The sequence below is a fragment of the Amycolatopsis sp. NPDC033938 genome (genome assembly GCF_055575975.1).
This window is the reverse complement of record NZ_JBVIRO010000004.1, coordinates 243,193-261,474: the sequence shown is the minus strand read 5'-3', so window position 1 is coordinate 261,474 and position 18,282 is coordinate 243,193. Positions and strand designations below refer to the sequence as shown.

The window sequence follows — 18,282 nt, the reverse complement described above, 5'->3', positions numbered from 1 at the left end:
GGGGTCAGAGGGCGCGAAGGCCCTGAAGGACGCGTTCCATGAAAGCACGCGAGGACGAGTCCCCGAGGATCAGCTCCGTCTGGTGGATCAGCACCAGTCCCGCGTCCGCCATGTCGCCGACGAGCACCTTCACCACGCCCAGCGGCAGCCGCAGATGCGCGGCGATCTCCGCGATCGAGCGGGTGTCCAGGCAGATGTCGCAGATCTGCCGGTGCTCCGGGGTCCGCACGCCGCGATACCGGCGGCCGTCGTCGCTGGTCGAGACCAGCGCTTCCAGCGCCAGGTCGTGCGCGGTGCGGGTGCGCCCGCCGGTGCGCGTGTAGGGCCGGACACGGGAGCCAGAGGACGGCAGATAGACCGAAGCGGGCGCGCTGCCACCCGTGGCAGCGGGACGCGGTGGCGACTGGCGGATCGGCGAAGGGACCGTCGGCACCGGTTCCGGCTGCGCGGGCGGTCGCCGCGGCATGACCGTGCTGATCGAGCTCAGCTCGAACCGGCTCGGGGAGTCGAAGGCCTCGCGCTCGGCGCCTTGGTAAAGGGAGTCCCAGCCGGACGGTTCCGGCTCGGTGAATCCGGTGATCTTCATCGGCGGCTACCCACGGACGCCGCCCTGCAGCTGCGCCCGCAGCTCGGGGGTGATCTGCTGGCCGACCCGCTCGACGAGCAGGGTCATCTCGTAGGCCACGGTGCCGATGTCGCAGGTCGGCGCGGCCAGTACGGCGAGCGACGAGCCGTCGGAGACCGACATGAGGAAGAGGTACCCGCGTTCCATCTCGACGACGGTCTGGTTGACCCCGCCCGCGTCGAAACAGCGCGCCGCGCCGGCGGTGAGGCTGATCAATCCGGAGGCGACCGCGGACAGCTGTTCGGCCCGCTCCTGCGGCAGCCCTTCCGACGGCGCGAGGAGAAGGCCGTCCGCGGAGACCAGCACGGCGTGCGCGGCACCGGGAACCCGGCGCGCGAAATCCGTGATGAGCCAGCCGAACGAGCTCTGCTGCTGCCCGGATGCCGTCACAAGTCCCTCCTCGCTGCGTCAAGACCACCTGGGCGGCGTGGTCCGGACCTCTCCCGCTGACCAGCACCGACCAAGCACCGATGAGCCGAAAGACGCCTCCACCCAGCGTATTCGTCCCGCCGATCGTGTCGAGCCCGCCACCCGGCCGACAGCGCTAACCGAACGTGAACGTCCAGCCGCTCACCGCGTCGACTCATCGCGAACCACGCATTCGTGGGTCACCCCGTGGTGGCGTCGCGCGACCGGGCGTGAATCGGTGTCCGCGCAGGTCACCGGCATTTCGGCCGCCCGATCGGGCGGTGGCGGCACCGGATCGGGCCGAGGGGATCGCCCCGCGTGCACTCCGGCCGGTGGCGCCGATGCCCGAAGCGGGTGAAGCCTGCGGAGTTCACTCCAACGGCCGCATCCGCCCCGGGCATTTGTGCTGTTTTCTACCCAGCAGGCACTTTTGTTCGTCCTGCCTATCCCGCGCGCAACGCCGAATCGTAGGCGATGGCGTGTTGCACGACCGAGATCAACACCTGCTTGGCGGACTCCCGCTCCCGAGCGTCACAGGCCATGATCGGCACGGACGGCGAGATCGTCAGCGCGTGCCGGACGTCCTCGATCTGGTGATGCAGCAGCCGGTCGAAGCAGTTGATCGCCACGACGTAGGGCAGCTTCCGGTTCTCGAAGAAGTCGATCGACGGGAACGCGTCGGCGAGCCGACGGGTGTCGACCAGCACGACGGCGCCGATGGCACCGACCGCCAGGTCGTCCCACATGAACCAGAACCGGTGCTGGCCCGGCGTACCGAACACGTACAGCACCAGATCCGAGTCCAGCGAAATCCGGCCGAAGTCCATGGCCACGGTCGTCGTCGACTTGTTCGGGGTGGCCGAATTGTCGTCGACGCCGGTACTGGCCTCGGTCATCATGGCCTCGGTGGTCAGCGGATCGATCTCCGAAACCGCCCCGACCAGCGTGGTCTTCCCCGATCCGAATCCGCCAGCGACCACGATCTTGGCCGACGAAGTCGGCCCGGCCACCTGCGGCGCATTCGCGTCGGAGTCAAATTCTCCGAAGCCCACTGAGCACCCTCTCCATGAACTCGATACTGGGCCGGTCACCCACGTTCTGGCTGGCGGTGTGCACCAGGACCAGGCCGAGGCCGGCCACGTCTCCGATCAGCACCCGGACCACGCCGAGCGGCAGGCGCAACAGCGCCGCGACTTCGGCGACGGACCGGGTGTCCAGGCAAAGGTCGCAGATCGACCGGTGTTCGGGAACGCGTACCCGGTCGAGCACGCGTCCCTGTTCACTGGTCGAGATCAACGCCTCGATGGCAAGGTCGTACGTCGGCTTGGTCCGTCCCCGCGTGCGGAAGTACGGCCGGACCAGGCCGGAGGATTCGACGTCGGTGGTGTACGGCTCGTCGACGTACTCGTTCTGCGCCTGCTGCGGCAAGGCCGCGGCGAGCGGGTCGGCGGCCGCCGCCCGGCGCTCCTCCTCCTTGTCGAAGGAGAACTTGGCGAACTCGCCCGAGTCGTACAGCGGACCGCTGCCACCACCGAACAGCTCGGCCCCGGGACCGCCCAGCAGGCGTTCCCGGTAGTCCGTGACACTGAAATCGGCGGGTCCGGTTCCCGAGTTCGACTCGGTCAGCCAGCGGGAGGCCTCCTCCGGGGACACGGGGTCCTCGTCCGACCCCTGTGCCCGCCGCGATCGCCATTCGCGATCGACCCGGTCCCGGAAGGACGTCCAGTCCTCCCGGCCGTCGTCTCGTTCCGACCACCCGCCGGAGAAGTCGTCACCGAGCCGGCCATCGCCCCTCAAGCGCCCGTCGTCCACGGCATTCTCCTCGGTTCCCGGTCGCTCAGCGGCGGACCGACGCGCCCTGCAGCTGCGCGCGCATCTCCGGTGTCAGCTGTTGCCCCACCCGTTCCACCAGCAAGGTCATCTCGTAGACGACCAGGCCGATGTCACTCTCCGGCGATCCGAGGACCGCCAGACAGGAACCGTCGGACACCGACATCAGGAAGAGGAAGCCGTTGGCCATCTCGACCACCGTCTGCGCGACCGTGCCGCCCTCGAACACCTTGGCCGCACCACGCGCGAGGCTGGTGAGCCCCGACGCGACAGCGGCGAGTTGATCGGCCCTGTCCTTGGGAAGTCCCTTCGAAGACGCCAGCAGCAAACCGTCGGCCGACACCACCACGGCATGCGCCGCGCCCGGGACCCGGTGCACGAAATCCGTGATCAGCCAGGCAAAGCTGCTCGTGTGTCCTTTACCCTGCGCCTGGCCGCCAGGCTGCGCCGGTCCCCCCGGCTGCATCGCACCCGCCCGTGTCACTTTCACTCCTTACTGCTGTCATCGGCAGGGGAACCCGCACCCCTGCCAGTCACCGGAACGCCGTTGTCATCCAGCGCATCGAGCGGGCGTTCCTTCAACGCGTGCCGTCCCGACGTGTAGCCCTTCTGGAAGCTTGCCATCCGGCTCCTGGCCGCCGTCGCCGAGCGGGCGATCGCACCCGTTCCCGGCATTCCGGAGGTCTTGTCGGCGAACGAGTCTTCCTTCTTGGGCTCATCCCCGCCGATCGAGCCGGGGACGAGGTACTGATTCGGCACCCGTTTCGGCAAGCCTGCCGGGGTGATCTCCTCGTTCCGGTCTTCGTACAGGACCTGCGCCGCCTGCCAGCCGTCGTCGGACGCGCTCCGCCAGCCATTGTCCTGGAGCACCGTCTCCGGCGGAACACTCTGCGGGGTCCGAGTGGGCAATGCCTCTCCGGCGGTCTCCGCGTCCGCCTCGGCGACCTCGTCGGTGCCGTGGCGGCCCTGTTCTGGCACGTCCGACTCGGCGGTCTCCGTGCCCTCGGCGTAGGACGAGCCCGCGGGTTCCCCGGCTTCGTCGCCTTCGCTGAACCAGCGCGAGAGCACCGACTGGTAGATCGGGAGCCGCCTGGTGGGGACGTCGTCCTCCAGCGCCGACTTACCCGAGTCCTGAGACTCTTCGGGCTGCCGCGGCGACTCCACCGGGTTCACCGGCACGTACCGCGGCTCACGCTTCGGCAGCACGAGCGACGCGAACTGGGTCTCCGTACCGCTGGAGGCCCCGTCGCCGTTCGCCGGCGAGATGTCCTCGGCCGTCGGCCACGCCGGGGTCTCCTCGGCAGGGGTCGCCGGGCTGAGGAACGGTCCGGCCGCGTTCTTGCCCGCGACCAGGTCGTCCAGGCTGATCGGCTGATCGAGCGGGACGAGCCCGCCCTGCTGCGCGACCGGCTGGTGGGACGGCGGCTTCGACGGCGGTGGCGGAGTCATCTCCAGCCCGCGGTCGGACGCCGGGATGCTGGGCAGCGAGGTCGACATCTCGGACATCGACGGCATCGACGTTTCCGAGCGGTTCGGCGGCGGCGGGGTGTTGCGCGAGGAGCCGGGCCGCATCTGCGTGAGCAGCTCGGCAGGCACGACGACCCGCGCGATCACGCCGCCTTCGATGTCCTCGTTCTCCCGGAGCCGGACCTCGATGCCGTGACGGCGCGCCAGGCGCGCGACCACGTACAGGCCCATCCGCCTGGTCACCGAGACGTCCAGGTCCGGCGGGTCGGCGAGCCGCTGGTTGACCTCGGCGAGCCGGTCCTCGGTCATCCCGACACCGTGGTCGGTGACCTGGATGGCGAGCGCCTTCTTGCGGGTGATCACCGCACGGACGGTCACCTTCGTCTCCGGCTCGGAGAAGTAGGTGGCGTTGTCCAGCAGTTCCGCGAGCACGTGCACGAGGTCGTGGATCGTCAGGCCCTGGACGGCGACGTCGGGGACGATGCCGATCTCGATCCGGGCGTACTGCTCGATCTCCGAGACCGCGGCGCCGATGACGTCGGCGGCGGGCACCGGCTTGGGCACCGACTTCGCGAGACCGGCGCCCGAGAGCACCAGGAGGCTTTCACCGTTGCGGCGCAGCCGCGTGGCGAGGTGGTCGAGCTCGAACAGGCTGGCCAAGTGGTCCGGGTCCTGCTCGTCGGCTTCGAGCCGGTCGATCACGCCGAGCTGGCGTTCCACCAGGCGCTGCGACCGGCGGGACAGGTTCACGAAGATGCCGTTGACGTTCTCGCGCAGGAGGGCCTGCTCGGCGGCCATCTTGACGGCCTGCGCGTGGACGACGTCGAACGAACGCGCCACTTCACCGATCTCGTCACGCGAAGTGACCGGCACCGGTTCGACCGACCGCTTCGAGGCGTTGACCGGGTCCGGGTCGTCCAGGATCGCTTGCACCGTTTCCGGCAATCGGGTGTAGGCGACGTCGAGCGCGGTCTTCCGCAGGATCCGCAGCGGGCGCAGCATCAGGCGGGCGATGACGAGCATCAGGGCGAGCGCCGCGAGCAGGGCCAGCAGCACGACCGCGCCGCCGATCCAGGCGGAGGTGATCGCCGAGGCGGCCAGGTCGTCGGCCTGCGCCCGCAGCTGGCCGAGCAGGTTGGTCTCGACCGCGCGCAGTTTGTCGAGCGCGACGCGGCTGTCGTTGCCGAGCGCGACGTTGTCGATGGCGGGCGGCTCGTTCTGCTGGTGCAGCGCGAACGCCATCGTGGTGATCCGGCGGCGGTCGTCGACCTCGGGGCCGGAGAAGGTGTCCGAGTAGAGCTGCCGCTGTTCGGGGTTGGCGTTCGCGAGGAAGGCCGCGGTCGAGGCGTCGCCACTGGCCACCGCCGACCGGGCCTGGTCGAACAGGTCACCGGGGAACGAGGAGCGGAAGGAGGCGATCAGCAGCGCCGCGTCACCGCGGGCGATGTACTCCTTGCTCTCACTGATGGCCTGCACCGTGGTGCCGAGCCGGAGCACGTCGCGGTTGGCCACCGCGGTGGTCACCTCACGGCCGAGCTGGACCAGCGAGTCGAGGATGCCGGAGTAGGCGATGAGGACCGGGGTGTCGCCCAGCAGCGAGGTGTTCATCGCGCCACGCAGCGGGCGCAGGGCGTCGAGCCGCTGCAGACCACGCGAGTAGCGGTCCCTCGTGTCCTGATCGTCCGGGTTGATCTGGTTCGCCGAAGCACGGAGGTCGTCGATCGCGCGGTCGACCTTGGCGATCTGCGCGTCGAGACCGTTCTGGCGCGCCGGTTCGCCGGAGGCGATCTTGGCGACGGCGAGCGCGCGTTCGCTCTGCAGTTCGTGCACCACGAGGGTGATCTTGTCGGCGAACGCGACCTGATCGGCCGTGTCCTGGAACCGGGTGGCCTCACCGCTGTCGTCGATCACGCGCAGCGTGCCGAGCGCGAGCGCGGTCAGCGTCGGAATGATCAGGACGGCCGCGAGCTTGGATCGCAGACGCCAGTTACGCAGGCCCAGGAACGACCCGGCCTTCCCGCCAGGACCGTCTCCGGTATCCCGCGCAGGGGCCCCTCCCACCCCCGCGGTGTCTTCGTTCGGCACCGCCGCACCACCATCATCTTCATCCGGGCCGGGAAAGCCCATTTTGGACATGCCGTTCTCGAACTGGCCGTTCTGCTGTCTGCGTCGGTCGTCGGAGACCACTACCCGCACACTCCTGCCGCCCGGCAGGGATGCTCGTTCCTCCGAATGAGGGGGTCGTCTTCGACGCAGTCTCTCAGGTGCACTTGGCCGAAATCCCGCCTGGCGTCATTGGTCTTTTCGGCCTAACCCGCCAGTGCGCGAGTACGCACCAGTGAAGCACGGTCGTGTTCACCGTGTTCGACACAGAGTGCCTTGCACCTCGGGAAAGGTCCAGAGCGTTCGGCCATCCAAGGCACTCTCTTTCACTACATCAGTGGTCCACACCTCACTACCGGTGCATGAGGGTAGCGAACGGCAGGCCCAGATGTAACCCTTCGGACAAGACCGGCGAGAAGCACCGTACGGGTCTTGACCTAAAGCCAGTCAGTTGGCAAAGGACCCACGGGAGTGAACACGCCCAGTTGTGTTCACTTCTGACAAACAACCTGTTCGGGTGATCGTTACCACTTGGGATCATCGGATGACCACCCATTGTGAGCGCTGTGTCCGTTCTCTACAGTGGGCCCGTGACTCGACAAAGAGTCCCTTCCGAATTCCACATCCGGCCACGTCATCACGTGTCCCTCCCTTGATCAGGAGCATCACTTGCTTGGCTCTGCAAGCTCGAAGAACGCCTTGAGCGTCAGCCGGGGTAGGCGTGGAGCCCTCGCCTTCGCGATGGCGGCCGTCGTTTCGGTATCGATCAGCGGCTGCGGCCTGCTCGGCGGAGACGATTCCTCCTCTTCCGGCGGCTCGGGCAACCTCGAGAAGTCGAAGATCAAGGTCGCCGTGATGTCGACCATCGACCTGGCCCCGCTGCGCCTCGCCCAGGACGGTGGCTACTTCAAGAACGAGGGCCTGGACGTCGAGGCCATCGAAGCCGCGACCGGTCAGGTCTCGCTGACCAAGCTGATCGGCGGCGAGGTCGACATCGCGTACGCGAGCTACACGCCGTTCTTCATCGCGGCGAGCAAGGGCACCGCCGACATCAAGCTGGTCGCGGACGCCTCCTCCGCGGGCCCGAAGAGCACGATGCTGGTCACCCTGCCGACGTCTTCGGTGAAGAGCGTCAGCGACCTGGCGGGCAAGAAGATCGGCATCACCGCGCCGAACACGGTGTCCGACACGCTGTCCAAATCGGTCATGAAGGACCACGGAGTCGACGCCAGCAAGGTCCAGTGGGTGCCGGTCCCGCTGCCGAACATCGGCAACGCGCTCAAGAACGGCGACATCGACGCCGGCTTCCTGACCGAGCCCTTCATCACCCAGACCGCGAAGCAGGCAGGCACCGTCCCGGTCGTGGACACCGCCACCGGCGCCACCCAGGACTTCCCCACCGCCGGCTACGGCTCGCTCGGCAAGTTCGTGTCGGAGAACCCGAAGACCGTGGCCGCCTTCCAGCGCGCCATGCAGAAGGCCACCCGGGACGCGGCCGACCGCTCCAAGATCGAGCCGCTGCTGGTCAAGTACGCCAAGATCGACCAGGACACCGCCGCGCTGACCACGCTGCTGACCTTCCAGTCCACCCTGGACCCCCGCCGGATCCAGCGGGTCCCGGACCTGCTGCTGCAGATGGGCGCCATCCAGACCAAGATCGACGTCGGCCCGATGATCGCGCCGCAGACCACCAGTTGATGACACGCGGTTACGCCGAATTGTCGTTTCACCCGGAATTCGATCACTAAAAGTAGCGATGTCCAAGCGGGTGATCAGGTAATAGGGCGAATGGCCTAAAATGATCACCCGCTCACGACACCCATTGTGAGCGGGTGGGCAAATCTCTAAGGTGACCGCGTGCCTGGCGAAATGAAGCCAAGACACGGATGAAAACCCAAACGGTGATTCATTGTTTCCGAGGAGCTGGCTTTGTTTCGAAACGCCATGAGCAAGAGTGGTGCACGCAGAGGACGGGGTGCCATCGGTGTCGCCCTGAGCGCGCTCATGCTGGCCACGTTGGGCGCCTGTGGTGCCCTCGGGGGCGATGACTCGTCCAAAGCGTCCGGTGGGGACGGTGGGCTGGAGAAGCCGAAGATCAAGGTGGCCTTGCTGCCGGTCGTCGACCTCGCGCCGCTGCGGCTGGCTCAGGAAGGCGGCTACTTCAAGGCCGAAGGCCTCGAGGTCGAAGCCGTCGACGCCCCCAGTGGTCAGGCGTCGATGACCAAGATGATCGGTGGTGAGGTCGACATCGCCTTCTCCACCTACATGCCGTTCTTCGTCGCGAAGAGCAAGGGCGCGGCCGACATCCGGCTCGTCGCCGACGCCGTGTCGGCCAGCCCGAAGAGCAACGCGGTGGTCACCGTGCCGAACTCGCCGGTCAAGACGATCAACGACCTCGCGGGCAAGAAGATCGCGATCACCGACAAGAACACCGCCTCCCACCTGCTCACCGTCTCGGTGATGAAGGACCACGGCGTCGACACCAGCAAGGTCACGTGGGTGCCGATGGCGCTCCCGAACATCGCCGGCGCGCTCGGTGCGGGCCAGGTCGACGCGGGTTACCTGCCCGAGCCGTTCCTGACCCAGGCCTCCAAGGTCGTGGGCGCGACCCCGGTCGTCGACATCGCGACCGGTGCCACCCAGGACTTCCCCCTGGCGGGCTTCGGCGCACTCGGCTCCTTTGTGGACAAGAACCCGAAGACCCTCGCGGCGTTCCAGCGCGCACTGGCCAAGGCCGTGCGTGATTCGGCCGACCGTTCCAAGATCGAACCGCTGATCGTGAAGTACGCCAAGGTCGACGCCGAGACCGCGTCACTGCTCACGCTGCCGACGTTCGGGGCCACGCTGGACCCCCGTCGCCTGCAGCGCGTGCCGGATCTGCTGCTGCAGACCGGTGTGCTGACCGCGAAGCTCGACGCCGCTCCGATGCTCGCCCCTCAAGCTGGATAAAGGTAAAGGTGCCACGACTTCTCCGTGCCCTGGCCGGTCTGGCCGGTTTCTTCCTCATCTGGGAAGTGATCGTCCAGGCCGGCCTGGTCCGTAAAGAGTTCCTCCCCCCGCCGTCCGTCGTCCTCGTGACGATCTTCGAACAGTTCGGCGAGGTGCAGTTCATCCGCGACCTGATCGCCACGTTCCTCGCGTGGGCGATCGCCCTGCTCATCGCGGTCGCCGTCGCCGTACCCGCCGGGCTGCTGCTGGGCAGCGTCCCCGGGCTGCGCACCGCGACCGCGGTGATCATCGAGTTCCTGCGGCCGATCCCCGCCGTCGCGCTGATCCCGCTGGTGCTCCTGTTGATCGGTGGCGGCCCCGAAGCGAAGATCACGCTGGCCGTGTACGCCTCGTTGTGGCCGATCATGTTCAACACGATCTACGCGCTCGGCGAGATCGACCCCGTGCTGATGGAAACCGCGAAAGCGTGCGGTACCGGCAAGTTCCGGACGATGACGTCGGTGGCGCTGCCGCATACCGCGCCGTTCGTATTCACCGGGGTCCGGCTTTCCGCCAACATCGCGCTGATCGCGGTGGTCAGCACCGAGTTCCTGGCAGGCGCCAAACTCGGCATCGGCAACTTCATCATGCAGGCCAGTACCGGTTCCACCAGGTTCGACCTCGTACTCGCCGGCACCGTGGTGGTCGGCGTACTCGGCTTCCTCATCAACGGCGGGCTGGAAATGATCGGCAGGCGGGTCTTCCGCTGGAGCACGGTCGATCGGGAGGCTGTCTCGTGACGACCCTCACGCTGTCCAGCCGCGTCGGCAGGCGCGTGGGCCGGGGCATCGGCATCCTGGTCCGCAACTGGCTGTTGTTCTTCGCCCTGGTCGGGATCTGGGAGCTGTCGACCCGGCTCGCCGGGAGCCCGTTCTTCCCGCCGCCGTCCGAAATCGTGGCCACCTCGGCGAAGCTGTGGTTCAGCGGTCCGGTGTCCCAGCTGTTCCTGACCGACACCGTGTTCGACAACGTCCTGCCGAGTCTCGGCCGGACGCTCGGCGGCTGGCTGCTCGCGGGTGTCGTCGGCGTCGCACTGGGTGTCGCGTTAGGACGGTCCAAGACCGGGATGGACTACGTCGGCCCGCTTTTCGCGTTCTTCCGCTCGGTGCCGCCGCCCGCGCTGATCCCGGTGTTCATCGTCCTTTTCGGACTCGGGCCGGGGATGCAGACCGGGTCGATCATCTTCGGCGCGATCTGGCCGGTGCTGCTCAACACCGTGGACGGCGTCCGGTCGGTGGACCAGGTGAAGGTCGACACCGCGAAGTCGTTCCGGACCCCCCGGTCGTACTGGGTGCGCTCGGTCGTCCTGCCCGCCGCCGGGCCGAAGATCTTCGCGGGTCTGCGGCTGAGCCTGTCCATCTCCCTGCTGCTGATGGTGATCTCGGAACTGGTCGGCTCCTACAACGGCATCGGCCGGTCACTGATGGACGCCCAGCAGGCGTTCGACTTCCCGCTCATGTGGTCGTGGCTGGTCCTGCTGGGCCTGCTCGGCTTCGGGTTCAACGCGGCCTTCCTCGCGGTGGAGCAGAGAGTGCTTCGCTGGCAGCCCACCCGCAACGGCCGTATCTAGCTCTTTCGAAGGGTCAGCAAGATGTCAACCATGCTCGAAGTCTCCGGGCTGAACCACCGGTACGGCGCGGGTGAAAAGGCGCACGTCGCGGTCAACGACCTGTCGTTCACCGTGGAAGCCGGTCAGCTCGCGAGCATCGTGGGCCCGTCGGGCTGCGGCAAGTCGACGCTCCTGCGCTGCATCGCCGGGCTGATCAAGCCGACGTCCGGCCGCGTCAGCCTGCACGGCGACGACGTCTCCGGCGTGCCGGAGGATCTGGCCGTGGTGTTCCAGGACTACAGCCGCTCACTGTTCCCCTGGCTCTCGGTGGCGAAGAACGTCGAGTTCCCCTTGCGGTGGCGTAACTTGAGCCGTTCCGAGCGGCGTACACGGGCGCAGGAGGCGCTGGAGTCGGTCGGCCTGTCCGGCGTCGGCTCGAAGTACCCCTGGCAGCTCTCGGGCGGTATGCAGCAGCGTGTGTCGATCGCGCGGGCACTCGCGAGCCGGCCCGCCCTGCTGCTGATGGACGAGCCGTTCGCGTCGGTCGACGCGCAGACGCGGTTCGAGCTCGAGGACCTGACAAGGCGCGTCCAGCGTGAAAACGGGAGCACGGTTCTCGTGGTCACACACGACATCGACGAGAGCGTCTACCTGTCGGACCGGGTGCTGGTGCTGTCGAAGTCGCCCGCCACGATCGTCGCGGACCTGCCGGTGGGACTGCCCGCGGAACGGGACCAGATCACCACGCGCGAGTCGGCGGAGTTCGTGACGCTGCGCGGTGAGGTGGCGCGGCTGCTGCACGGTGGTGCCCCGGAAGCCGTCACCGCGGCTTCGGACGCGGCCGAGTACGAACTCGCGCAGCAGGACGCGGCCGCCGACGCCGCCACGAAGGCCCACACCAAGAGCTGAAGGGGACTTTCCCCGCATAAGAAGCGACGAAGGGCGCTTTCCCCGCATCGCATGCGGGGAAAGCGCCCTTCGGCTCCTCAGTAGAGCGTGCGCGGGTTCGCGTCGATGCGGACGTGCACCAGATGCGGCCGTTCGTCCGGCAGCGCGGCCTCCAGCGTGGGCTTGAGGTCCTCGGCGCGCTCGACGACCGACGTCCGCAGGCCGAGACTCTTCGCCAGCGCGGGGAAATCGATGCCGCCGAGGTCGACGCCCGGCACCTTCTCCCCGCCCGCCGCCTCGCCGAGGATGCGCACCGCGGCGTACTGCGCGTTGTCGAAGATCACGAACGTGATCGGCAGGTTGTGCTGCGCCGCCGTCCACAGTGCCTGGACGCAGTACATGCTCGACCCGTCGCCGAGGATGGCGACGACCTTGCGGTCCGGGCGGGCCAGCGCCGCGCCGACGGCGGCCGGGAGACCGTAGCCGAGGGTGCCACTCGCGACGGTGAGGAAACCCGTGTCGGTGGCCGTGATCGGCAGGTGGTCGTGCAGTTCGTTGCGGTGGCTCGGCGTCTCTTCGACGACGATCGCGTTGTCCGGGAGGACTTCCGCGATGGTGGCGTAGGCGAAGTCCGGCGCGATCGGCGTGACCGCGGCGGGCTTTTCCAACCGGGTACGGGGTTTCGGTGCCTCCCGCGGCGCGGCGCGGTCCAGCAGCGCGCGGATCGCGAGCTTCGGCGTCGAGCGGATCCCGGTGCCCACCGCGGCCCTGGCCAGGATCTGGTCGTCGTCGCTGACCAGGAACAGCGGCGGCAGCGAAATCTCCGACTCGCCCCGGTACACGTGATAGGTGAACGCCGGGGCGCCGATGACGACCACGAGGTCGTGCTCGGTCAGCGCGTTCGCGACCGCTTTCCGTTCCGGCTGCAGGAAACCGAAGAACTGCGGGTGATTCTCGGGGAAGGAGCAGCGCGCGGCCATCGGCGAAGCCCAGACCCCGGCGCCCACCTTCTCGGCCAGTTCGACGACGTCCGGCACGGCGGCGTCGTCGTCGACGCCCGCGCCGACCACGATCGCCGGCCGCTCGGCGGCGTCCAATGCGGACACCAGTTCGTCCAAAGCGGACGGGTCGGGCGCGAAGCCGGGGATCCGCGGCCGGGAGATGATCGGCTTCGTGGTCTCGACGTCCCAATCGTCGACAGGTACGGAGACGAACACCGGACCCATGGGTGCCTGCGTCGCCATGTGATACGCCCGTGCCAGCGCCGCCGGGACGTCCTCGGCGCGGGCCGGTTCACAGCTCCACTTGACGTACGGCTTGGGGAAATTCGTCGCCTCGACGGCACCGAGGAACGGTTCGTCCGGCAGCAGTGACCGGGTCTGCTGGCCGGCGACGATGATGAGCGGGGCGTTGTTGCGGTAGGCGGTGAAGACGTGACCCAGCGCGTGGCCGACGCCGCCCGCGGAATGCAGGTTCACCAGCACCGGCCGCCGTGACGCGCGCGCGTACCCGTCGGCCATCGCGACGACGGACGCCTCATGGAGCGCGAGGACGTAGGTGAAGTCGTCCGGCCAATCCGTGAGGAAGGCGATCTCTGTCGTCCCGGGATTGCCGAAGACCGTGGTCAGGCCCAGTTCACGCAACAGTTCCCTGGTCGCGTCACGTACGGTGCGGATAGCCATGCCCCCACGCTAGCCGGTCCGATCCCGTTGGTTGAAGATGCAACCTCAAGTCACCGTATGTGGTCTGGACCTGACCCCTTGCGTCCGGCCTAGTCCTTGACCAGCGCCGCCCATTCGCGAACGGCCGCGACGTCCACATCGGACTCCCAGCCACCAGGCCGGACCGCGCTGCCGACGTGGAACTCACGCACCCCGCCCGCCCGCAGCAGATGCACCTGCTGCGCCCGCAGGCCGCCACCGACCAGCAGCCGCGGGCCGTCCGACCGGCGGGCGAGCCGCTGCAGTACCGAAAGGCCGTGCGCGACCCCGTGCGGATGCCCGGCCGCGAGCACCGTGTCGCAGCCGAGCGCGGCGAGCTGGTCGTAGGCGCGCAGCGGATCCCGTGCGCGGTCGATGGCCCGGTGGAACGTCCACGGCAGACCGTCGAGTTCCTTGGCCAGCGTCTCGCAGGCGTCGACGTCGATTTCGCTGTCCATGTCCAGGAAACCGAAGACGAACTCCCGTGCGCCCGCGTCGATCAGCCGGACGGTGTCCGCACGAAGCTCGTCGAGGTCGCCGGCGGCGAAGGACAGGTTGTCACGCAGCATGACCCGCACCGGCAGGTCGGTGGCGGCGAGTACGTCACGCAGCGTCTCGACCGACGGCGAAAGTCCGTCGCTGGCCATGTCGCTGACCAGTTCGAGGCGATCGGCCCCGCCATCCTGTGCGCGCTCCGCGTCCGCCGCGGTCAGCGCGATCACTTCCAGCAGGCCGGTTTTCGAACTCATGGACCTTCCAATTCGCTTAAGCCGAGGGGTTGTCTTCACCCCGGGCGTGGCGACCGCGCCGGAACCCGCCTTGCAGGCTGGTCATCCGTTCGCGGACCGCTTCAGGGGAAAGTGAGAGTATCGGCCTCTCCCCTCGCGGCTTCTCCGGCCTGTCGTCCTGCGACCGCGCCTCGGGGACGACGGCGGGCAACACCGGCCAGGTGTCCTCCGCGCCGTCCTCCTGCTCCAGCTCGGCGGACGTCGGCCAGGCGGGCTCGGGCTCGGGTTCCGGAGCGGGCTCAGGCGCCTTTTCCTTCGGTGTCACCGGCTTCAGCGTCGGTTCGGTCGGCTCGTCCGGATCCGGGGCGGTTTCATCGACGGCGGCGCCCTCTTCAGACGCTTTCACCGGCTCGAACGAAGGCAGAGACGGCGGGCCGGGTTCGGCGGGCGAAGGCCCTTCGCGCGGGCCGCCGTGGTCGAACCACTGCGAAAGCACGCTCTGGTACTTCGGCATCCGCTCGGTCGGCGAGTCCAGTTCGAGGTGGTTGCCCGCGTCGTCGTCCGAGGACGGCCACTCCGGCGCGGTCTCGCGTTCGACGACGGGCGCGCGCCGCGGCGGCCCGGCGTCCAGCACGGGCGCGAACCGGGACTCCTCGACACTTTCCTCCGGCTCGGGCAGCGGCGGGACTTCCAGTGGTGGTTCGGGTTCCGGCTCGGGCACCACGGCGGCGGGCGGTGGTTCCGGCAGCGGAGCGGGCTGCGGCGCCTCGACGATGAGCCCTGCGGGCACGACGACCACCGCGGTGATCCCGCCGCCGTCGGCCGACCGCAGCCGGACGTCGATACGGTGCCGGACGGCCAGCGTCGCGACCACGAACAGACCCATCCGCCGCGAAACCTCGACGTCCACGTCCGGCGGATTCGCCAGCCGCGCGTTGGTCCGGTCGATCTCCGCCTGCGGCATCCCGGCGCCGTGGTCGGTGATCTCGATCTGCCATTCGCCGCGTTCGGTGATATGCCCCTCGACCTGCACCATCGTGCTCTGGTCCGAGTAGCGGGTCGCGTTCTCCAGCAACTCGGAGACCACGTGCACGAGGTCGTTGACGGCCTCACCGCGGACCGCGATCCGCGGTGCCGCACCGAGTTCGATGCGCTGGTAGTGCTCGACCTCCGAAAGCGCCGCGCCGATGATCTCGTCGGCGACGACCGCGCCACTGTCCTCGCGGACGACGTCGGTTCCGGAAAGCACCAGCAGGTTCTCGCTGTTGCGTCGCATCCGGGTCGCGAGGTGGTCGAGTTCGAAGAGGCCGGCGAGGGTGTCGGGATCCTGTTCGTCGGCCTCCATGCGGTCCAGCACGGAAAGCTGCCGCTCGACGAGATCCTGGCTCCGCTGCGACAGGTTCACGAACATCGCGTTGATGTTCTCCCGCAGCATGGCCTGTTCCCCGGCCAACCGGACGGCCTCGCCGTGCACCGCGTCGAACGCCCGCGCCACCTGGCCGAGTTCCTCTCGGCTGAACACCGGGACCGGCGCGACGGCCAGCCGTCGTCGCAGATTCTCCGGCTGGGGCTCGGGATCGCTGAGCAGCCCTTCGACGGCCGCGGGCAACTGGTGTTCGGCGACCTGGAGCGCGCTGCGGCGCAGGATCCTCAGCGGCCGCAACAGCGAACGCGCGATGATCACCGACAGCACCCCGGCGACGACGAGCACCGCGAGCACGATGCCGCCGTCCCAGATCGCGGACGTTCTCGCTTGTGCGGCAAGGGTGTCCGTGCGTTCCTGCAACTGGACGAGCAACGCCTGCTGCACCTGGTGGGCCAGATTGACCGTGTACGTGGCGGCGGTGTCCCACTGGTTCGGGTCCAGGCCACCGAGCCCCTGGTCGTTCTCGGCGCGGATGAGCGCCGACTCCACCATGTCGTTGCCGATGTCGACGATCAGGCCGATCACCGTGTCGTCGTACATCCGCTGCTGTTCGGGGGTCGCGAAGGTGCGGTAGTCGTTGCGTGCGGCGGCGAGTTCGGCCTCCGCGCCGAGCAGTGCGCGCGTCCGGTCCCGGTTGAGGCTGCCCTGTGCGAGCGCGGCGGCCATGATCGCGCGTTTGACCGACATCTGGTCCTTGACCCGCGCGAGCGCGTTGCCCGCGAGGCGCAGCTTCCCGAGATCCGGATCGGACACGTCGGCGGCGGTGGAATCGCTGATGTCGAGCAGACCGGAGATCAGTTCGCTGTAGGAACGCAGGACCGCGTCGGCGGGAAAAGCGGAGTGTTCCGCGGAAAACCGCAGTCCGGTGAGCACACGCAGCCGGTCACTGGTGAGCTGCAGACTGGTCGCGGCCTTGTCGCCGAGCCTGCTCTTGCTCTCGCCGAGCGTGCGATCGAACGTGCCGATGGCATCGTCGACGCGCTTGCGCTGCTCGGTCAGTTCGGAGACGTCGCCCTTGCGGTCGCCCGCGACGAACCGGACGGTGAGGTCTCGTTCGCGCTGAAGCTGATGCACCGCTTCGGCGACGGTGCTGTCGACCCGGCCGCGGGTGGCGAATTCGGCCAGCTGCCGGGCATCGCGCAGATCCGAATCGACCCGGAGCCCGACGAGGGCGACCACCGCGAGCGCGGGGATCAGCAGCACTACGAAGAGTTTGGTACGCAGGTGCCAGTTGCGCAGCCGCCAGCGTCCTCCGACGCGGGGGTGCCGTTCCGCCGCGTCGCCCCCACGGGGACGCTTGTCGCGACGGGCCACCTGGTTTCCTTTTCCCACCACGGGACCCTTTCCCATGGCTGACATCGGGGACGAGAGCCCGAACCTACTGTAGAGTAACAAGGTTCGAGAACGATCGAAAGCCGCGCAATCCGGCGTCTCCCGCACGCGATCGTATGGGGCCCGGACCATACGATCCAGAAGGAGGAGCACATTCTCTCGGTAGGTGAGCGGTGGCGATGATGCGCGTCTTGGCGATTCCGCTGGTAGGAGCTCTGCTGGCGATGGCCGGTTGCGGAGTGTTTTCCGGTGGTGACCGCGGTTCCGACGCCCCGCTCGAACGGACCGAACTGCGTGTCGGCGTCGGAAGCCCCATCGACACGGCGCCGTTGAGGGTCGCCGTCGCCGGCGGGAAGTTCACCGCCGCCGGTCTTTCCGTGACCCTCGTCGACACCCCCGCCGACCAGGCGATCGCCAAACTTTCCGCGGGCGAGATCGACATCGCGTTCGCCAGCGACGTCTCCATCTTCCGCGCCGCCGCGGCCGGGACCGCACTGCAGTTGCAGGGCGAGGCCTACACCGCGGGCCGCAACACCATGGCGCTCGTCACACTCCCCGGCTCCGAGTACACCGAACCGACGCAAAAGAAGTCGCCGAAGATCGCGGTGAACATGCTCGACGACGTCGGCGTGCTCGCGGCTCGCGCGGTACTCGGCACCGCGGGCGTCGACGTGAACAGGATTCAGTTCAAGCAGCACGCGTTCGACCGGATGCCGCAGGCGCTCCAGAGCGGCGACGTGGACGCCGCGTGGATGATCGAGCCGTACATCACCAGGGCCGAGAAGGAACTCGGGGCGAGCATCCTCGCCGACGGCGCACGCGGCGCGACCCTGGACTTCCCGATGTCGTCCTACGTCTCGACCGGCACCTTCGGCCAGGGCAACGCCCGCACGCTCGCGGCCTTCCGGAAGGTGCTCGGCGAAGCGCAGGTGCGGGCGGCCGACCCGGCCATCGTCCGCGACGCGCTGCCGACGTTCTCCGACATCGACCGGACCACGGCGTCACTGATCTCACTCGGCACGTACCCGGTCTCCCTCAACGGCATCCGGCTGCAACGCGTCGCCGACCTGATGCACAACTCCGGGATGATCGGCGCGCGGCTCGACGTCCAGGCGATGGTTCCGCGTTGAGGCACGGTGGTGGTGTGGTGGGGGGGGGGTGTGGTAAACCACAAGCCCCCACACACCAACCGCGGGGGGGGGGGGATGTTTTTTAGCCACGGAGGGCGCCGCAATGGG

The 18,282-nt window shown here is 68.3% G+C and carries 15 protein-coding genes; 6 read left to right on the top strand and 9 right to left on the bottom strand.

Annotated features, from left to right (window positions below; all coding sequences use genetic code 11):
* Positions 1 to 4 precede the first annotated feature (4 nt).
* The 6 genes from ACZ5ZX_RS14035 to ACZ5ZX_RS14010 form a co-directional block, all read right to left on the bottom strand.
* The gene (locus ACZ5ZX_RS14035) at positions 5 to 586 is read right to left on the bottom strand and encodes a DUF742 domain-containing protein (protein ID WP_465502382.1); all 582 of its coding nucleotides are present in this window, start codon (positions 584 to 586) and stop codon (positions 5 to 7) included.
* A gap of 6 nt (positions 587 to 592) precedes the next feature.
* The gene (locus ACZ5ZX_RS14030) at positions 593 to 1,015 is read right to left on the bottom strand and encodes a roadblock/LC7 domain-containing protein (RefSeq protein ID WP_037318050.1); all 423 of its coding nucleotides are present in this window, start codon (positions 1,013 to 1,015) and stop codon (positions 593 to 595) included.
* A gap of 461 nt (positions 1,016 to 1,476) precedes the next feature.
* Positions 1,477 to 2,085: a GTP-binding protein gene (locus tag ACZ5ZX_RS14025; RefSeq protein ID WP_061985000.1), complete on the bottom strand. Its 609-nt coding sequence runs from the start codon at positions 2,083 to 2,085 to the stop codon at positions 1,477 to 1,479.
* Positions 2,066 to 2,845 (bottom strand): DUF742 domain-containing protein, encoded by a 780-nt coding sequence (locus ACZ5ZX_RS14020; protein ID WP_465502381.1) that lies wholly within the window; start codon positions 2,843 to 2,845, stop codon positions 2,066 to 2,068. Before ACZ5ZX_RS14020 ends, ACZ5ZX_RS14025 begins: the two co-directional genes overlap by 20 nt.
* 25 nt (positions 2,846 to 2,870) lie before the next feature.
* Positions 2,871 to 3,329 (bottom strand): roadblock/LC7 domain-containing protein, encoded by a 459-nt coding sequence (locus tag ACZ5ZX_RS14015; RefSeq protein ID WP_085939650.1) that lies wholly within the window; start codon positions 3,327 to 3,329, stop codon positions 2,871 to 2,873.
* Positions 3,330 to 3,349: 20 nt separating this feature from the next.
* Entirely contained in the window at positions 3,350 to 6,466 is a 3,117-nt protein-coding gene (locus ACZ5ZX_RS14010) for a sensor histidine kinase (protein ID WP_465502725.1), read from the bottom strand.
* 708 nt (positions 6,467 to 7,174) lie between these two features.
* Between ACZ5ZX_RS14010 and ACZ5ZX_RS14005 the strand changes: the two genes are divergently transcribed.
* The 5 genes from ACZ5ZX_RS14005 (at position 7,175) to ACZ5ZX_RS13985 (ending at position 11,879) form a co-directional block, all read left to right on the top strand.
* Positions 7,175 to 8,131, top strand: a complete 957-nt coding sequence (locus ACZ5ZX_RS14005) for an ABC transporter substrate-binding protein (protein ID WP_465502380.1) — start codon at positions 7,175 to 7,177, stop codon at positions 8,129 to 8,131.
* A 246-nt stretch (positions 8,132 to 8,377) separates the two neighbouring features.
* Positions 8,378 to 9,382, top strand: a complete 1,005-nt coding sequence (locus tag ACZ5ZX_RS14000; RefSeq protein WP_465502379.1) for an ABC transporter substrate-binding protein — start codon at positions 8,378 to 8,380, stop codon at positions 9,380 to 9,382.
* 8 nt (positions 9,383 to 9,390) lie between these two features.
* Positions 9,391 to 10,161: an ABC transporter permease gene (locus tag ACZ5ZX_RS13995; RefSeq protein WP_465502378.1), complete on the top strand. Its 771-nt coding sequence runs from the start codon at positions 9,391 to 9,393 to the stop codon at positions 10,159 to 10,161.
* Complete coding sequence (locus tag ACZ5ZX_RS13990) at positions 10,158 to 10,991, top strand: ABC transporter permease (RefSeq protein WP_465502377.1); 834 nt, start codon at positions 10,158 to 10,160, stop codon at positions 10,989 to 10,991. The genes ACZ5ZX_RS13995 and ACZ5ZX_RS13990 overlap by 4 nt, the downstream gene beginning before the upstream one ends.
* Before the next feature lie 21 nt (positions 10,992 to 11,012).
* Complete coding sequence (locus ACZ5ZX_RS13985; protein WP_465502376.1) at positions 11,013 to 11,879, top strand: ABC transporter ATP-binding protein; 867 nt, start codon at positions 11,013 to 11,015, stop codon at positions 11,877 to 11,879.
* 77 nt (positions 11,880 to 11,956) lie between these two features.
* Here ACZ5ZX_RS13985 and mdlC read toward each other — a convergent pair whose 3' ends face one another.
* The 3 genes from mdlC to ACZ5ZX_RS13970 all read right to left on the bottom strand — a co-directional run bounded on the left by mdlC (position 11,957) and on the right by ACZ5ZX_RS13970 (position 17,026).
* Positions 11,957 to 13,540: a benzoylformate decarboxylase gene (gene mdlC / locus ACZ5ZX_RS13980; protein ID WP_465502375.1), complete on the bottom strand. Its 1,584-nt coding sequence runs from the start codon at positions 13,538 to 13,540 to the stop codon at positions 11,957 to 11,959.
* Between the two features lie 89 nt (positions 13,541 to 13,629).
* Positions 13,630 to 14,307: a copper homeostasis protein CutC gene (locus ACZ5ZX_RS13975; RefSeq protein WP_465502374.1), complete on the bottom strand. Its 678-nt coding sequence runs from the start codon at positions 14,305 to 14,307 to the stop codon at positions 13,630 to 13,632.
* Between the two features lie 16 nt (positions 14,308 to 14,323).
* Positions 14,324 to 17,026: a sensor histidine kinase gene (locus ACZ5ZX_RS13970; RefSeq protein WP_465502373.1), complete on the bottom strand. Its 2,703-nt coding sequence runs from the start codon at positions 17,024 to 17,026 to the stop codon at positions 14,324 to 14,326.
* A gap of 191 nt (positions 17,027 to 17,217) precedes the next feature.
* Between ACZ5ZX_RS13970 and ACZ5ZX_RS13965 the strand changes: the two genes are divergently transcribed.
* Positions 17,218 to 18,174 carry an ABC transporter substrate-binding protein gene (locus tag ACZ5ZX_RS13965; RefSeq protein ID WP_465502372.1) on the top strand — a complete coding sequence of 319 codons (957 nt, stop codon included), beginning with the start codon at positions 17,218 to 17,220 and terminating at the stop codon, positions 18,172 to 18,174.
* Positions 18,175 to 18,282 lie beyond the last annotated feature (108 nt).

Bases quoted from the DNA above. Each gene is read 5' to 3' on its own strand.
- ACZ5ZX_RS13985 (WP_465502376.1), top strand. From the start codon at position 11,013: ATGTCAACCATGCTCGAAGTCTCCGGGCTGAACCACCGGTACGGCGCG.
- ACZ5ZX_RS13975 (WP_465502374.1), bottom strand. From the start codon at position 14,307: ATGAGTTCGAAAACCGGCCTGCTGGAAGTGATCGCGCTGACCGCGGCG.
- mdlC (WP_465502375.1), bottom strand. From the start codon at position 13,540: ATGGCTATCCGCACCGTACGTGACGCGACCAGGGAACTGTTGCGTGAA.
- ACZ5ZX_RS14005 (WP_465502380.1), top strand. From the start codon at position 7,175: ATGGCGGCCGTCGTTTCGGTATCGATCAGCGGCTGCGGCCTGCTCGGC.
- ACZ5ZX_RS14010 (WP_465502725.1), bottom strand. From the start codon at position 6,466: ATGTCCAAAATGGGCTTTCCCGGCCCGGATGAAGATGATGGTGGTGCG.
- ACZ5ZX_RS14035 (WP_465502382.1), bottom strand. From the start codon at position 586: ATGAAGATCACCGGATTCACCGAGCCGGAACCGTCCGGCTGGGACTCC.
- ACZ5ZX_RS14015 (WP_085939650.1), bottom strand. From the start codon at position 3,329: ATGCAGCCGGGGGGACCGGCGCAGCCTGGCGGCCAGGCGCAGGGTAAA.
- ACZ5ZX_RS14000 (WP_465502379.1), top strand. From the start codon at position 8,378: ATGAGCAAGAGTGGTGCACGCAGAGGACGGGGTGCCATCGGTGTCGCC.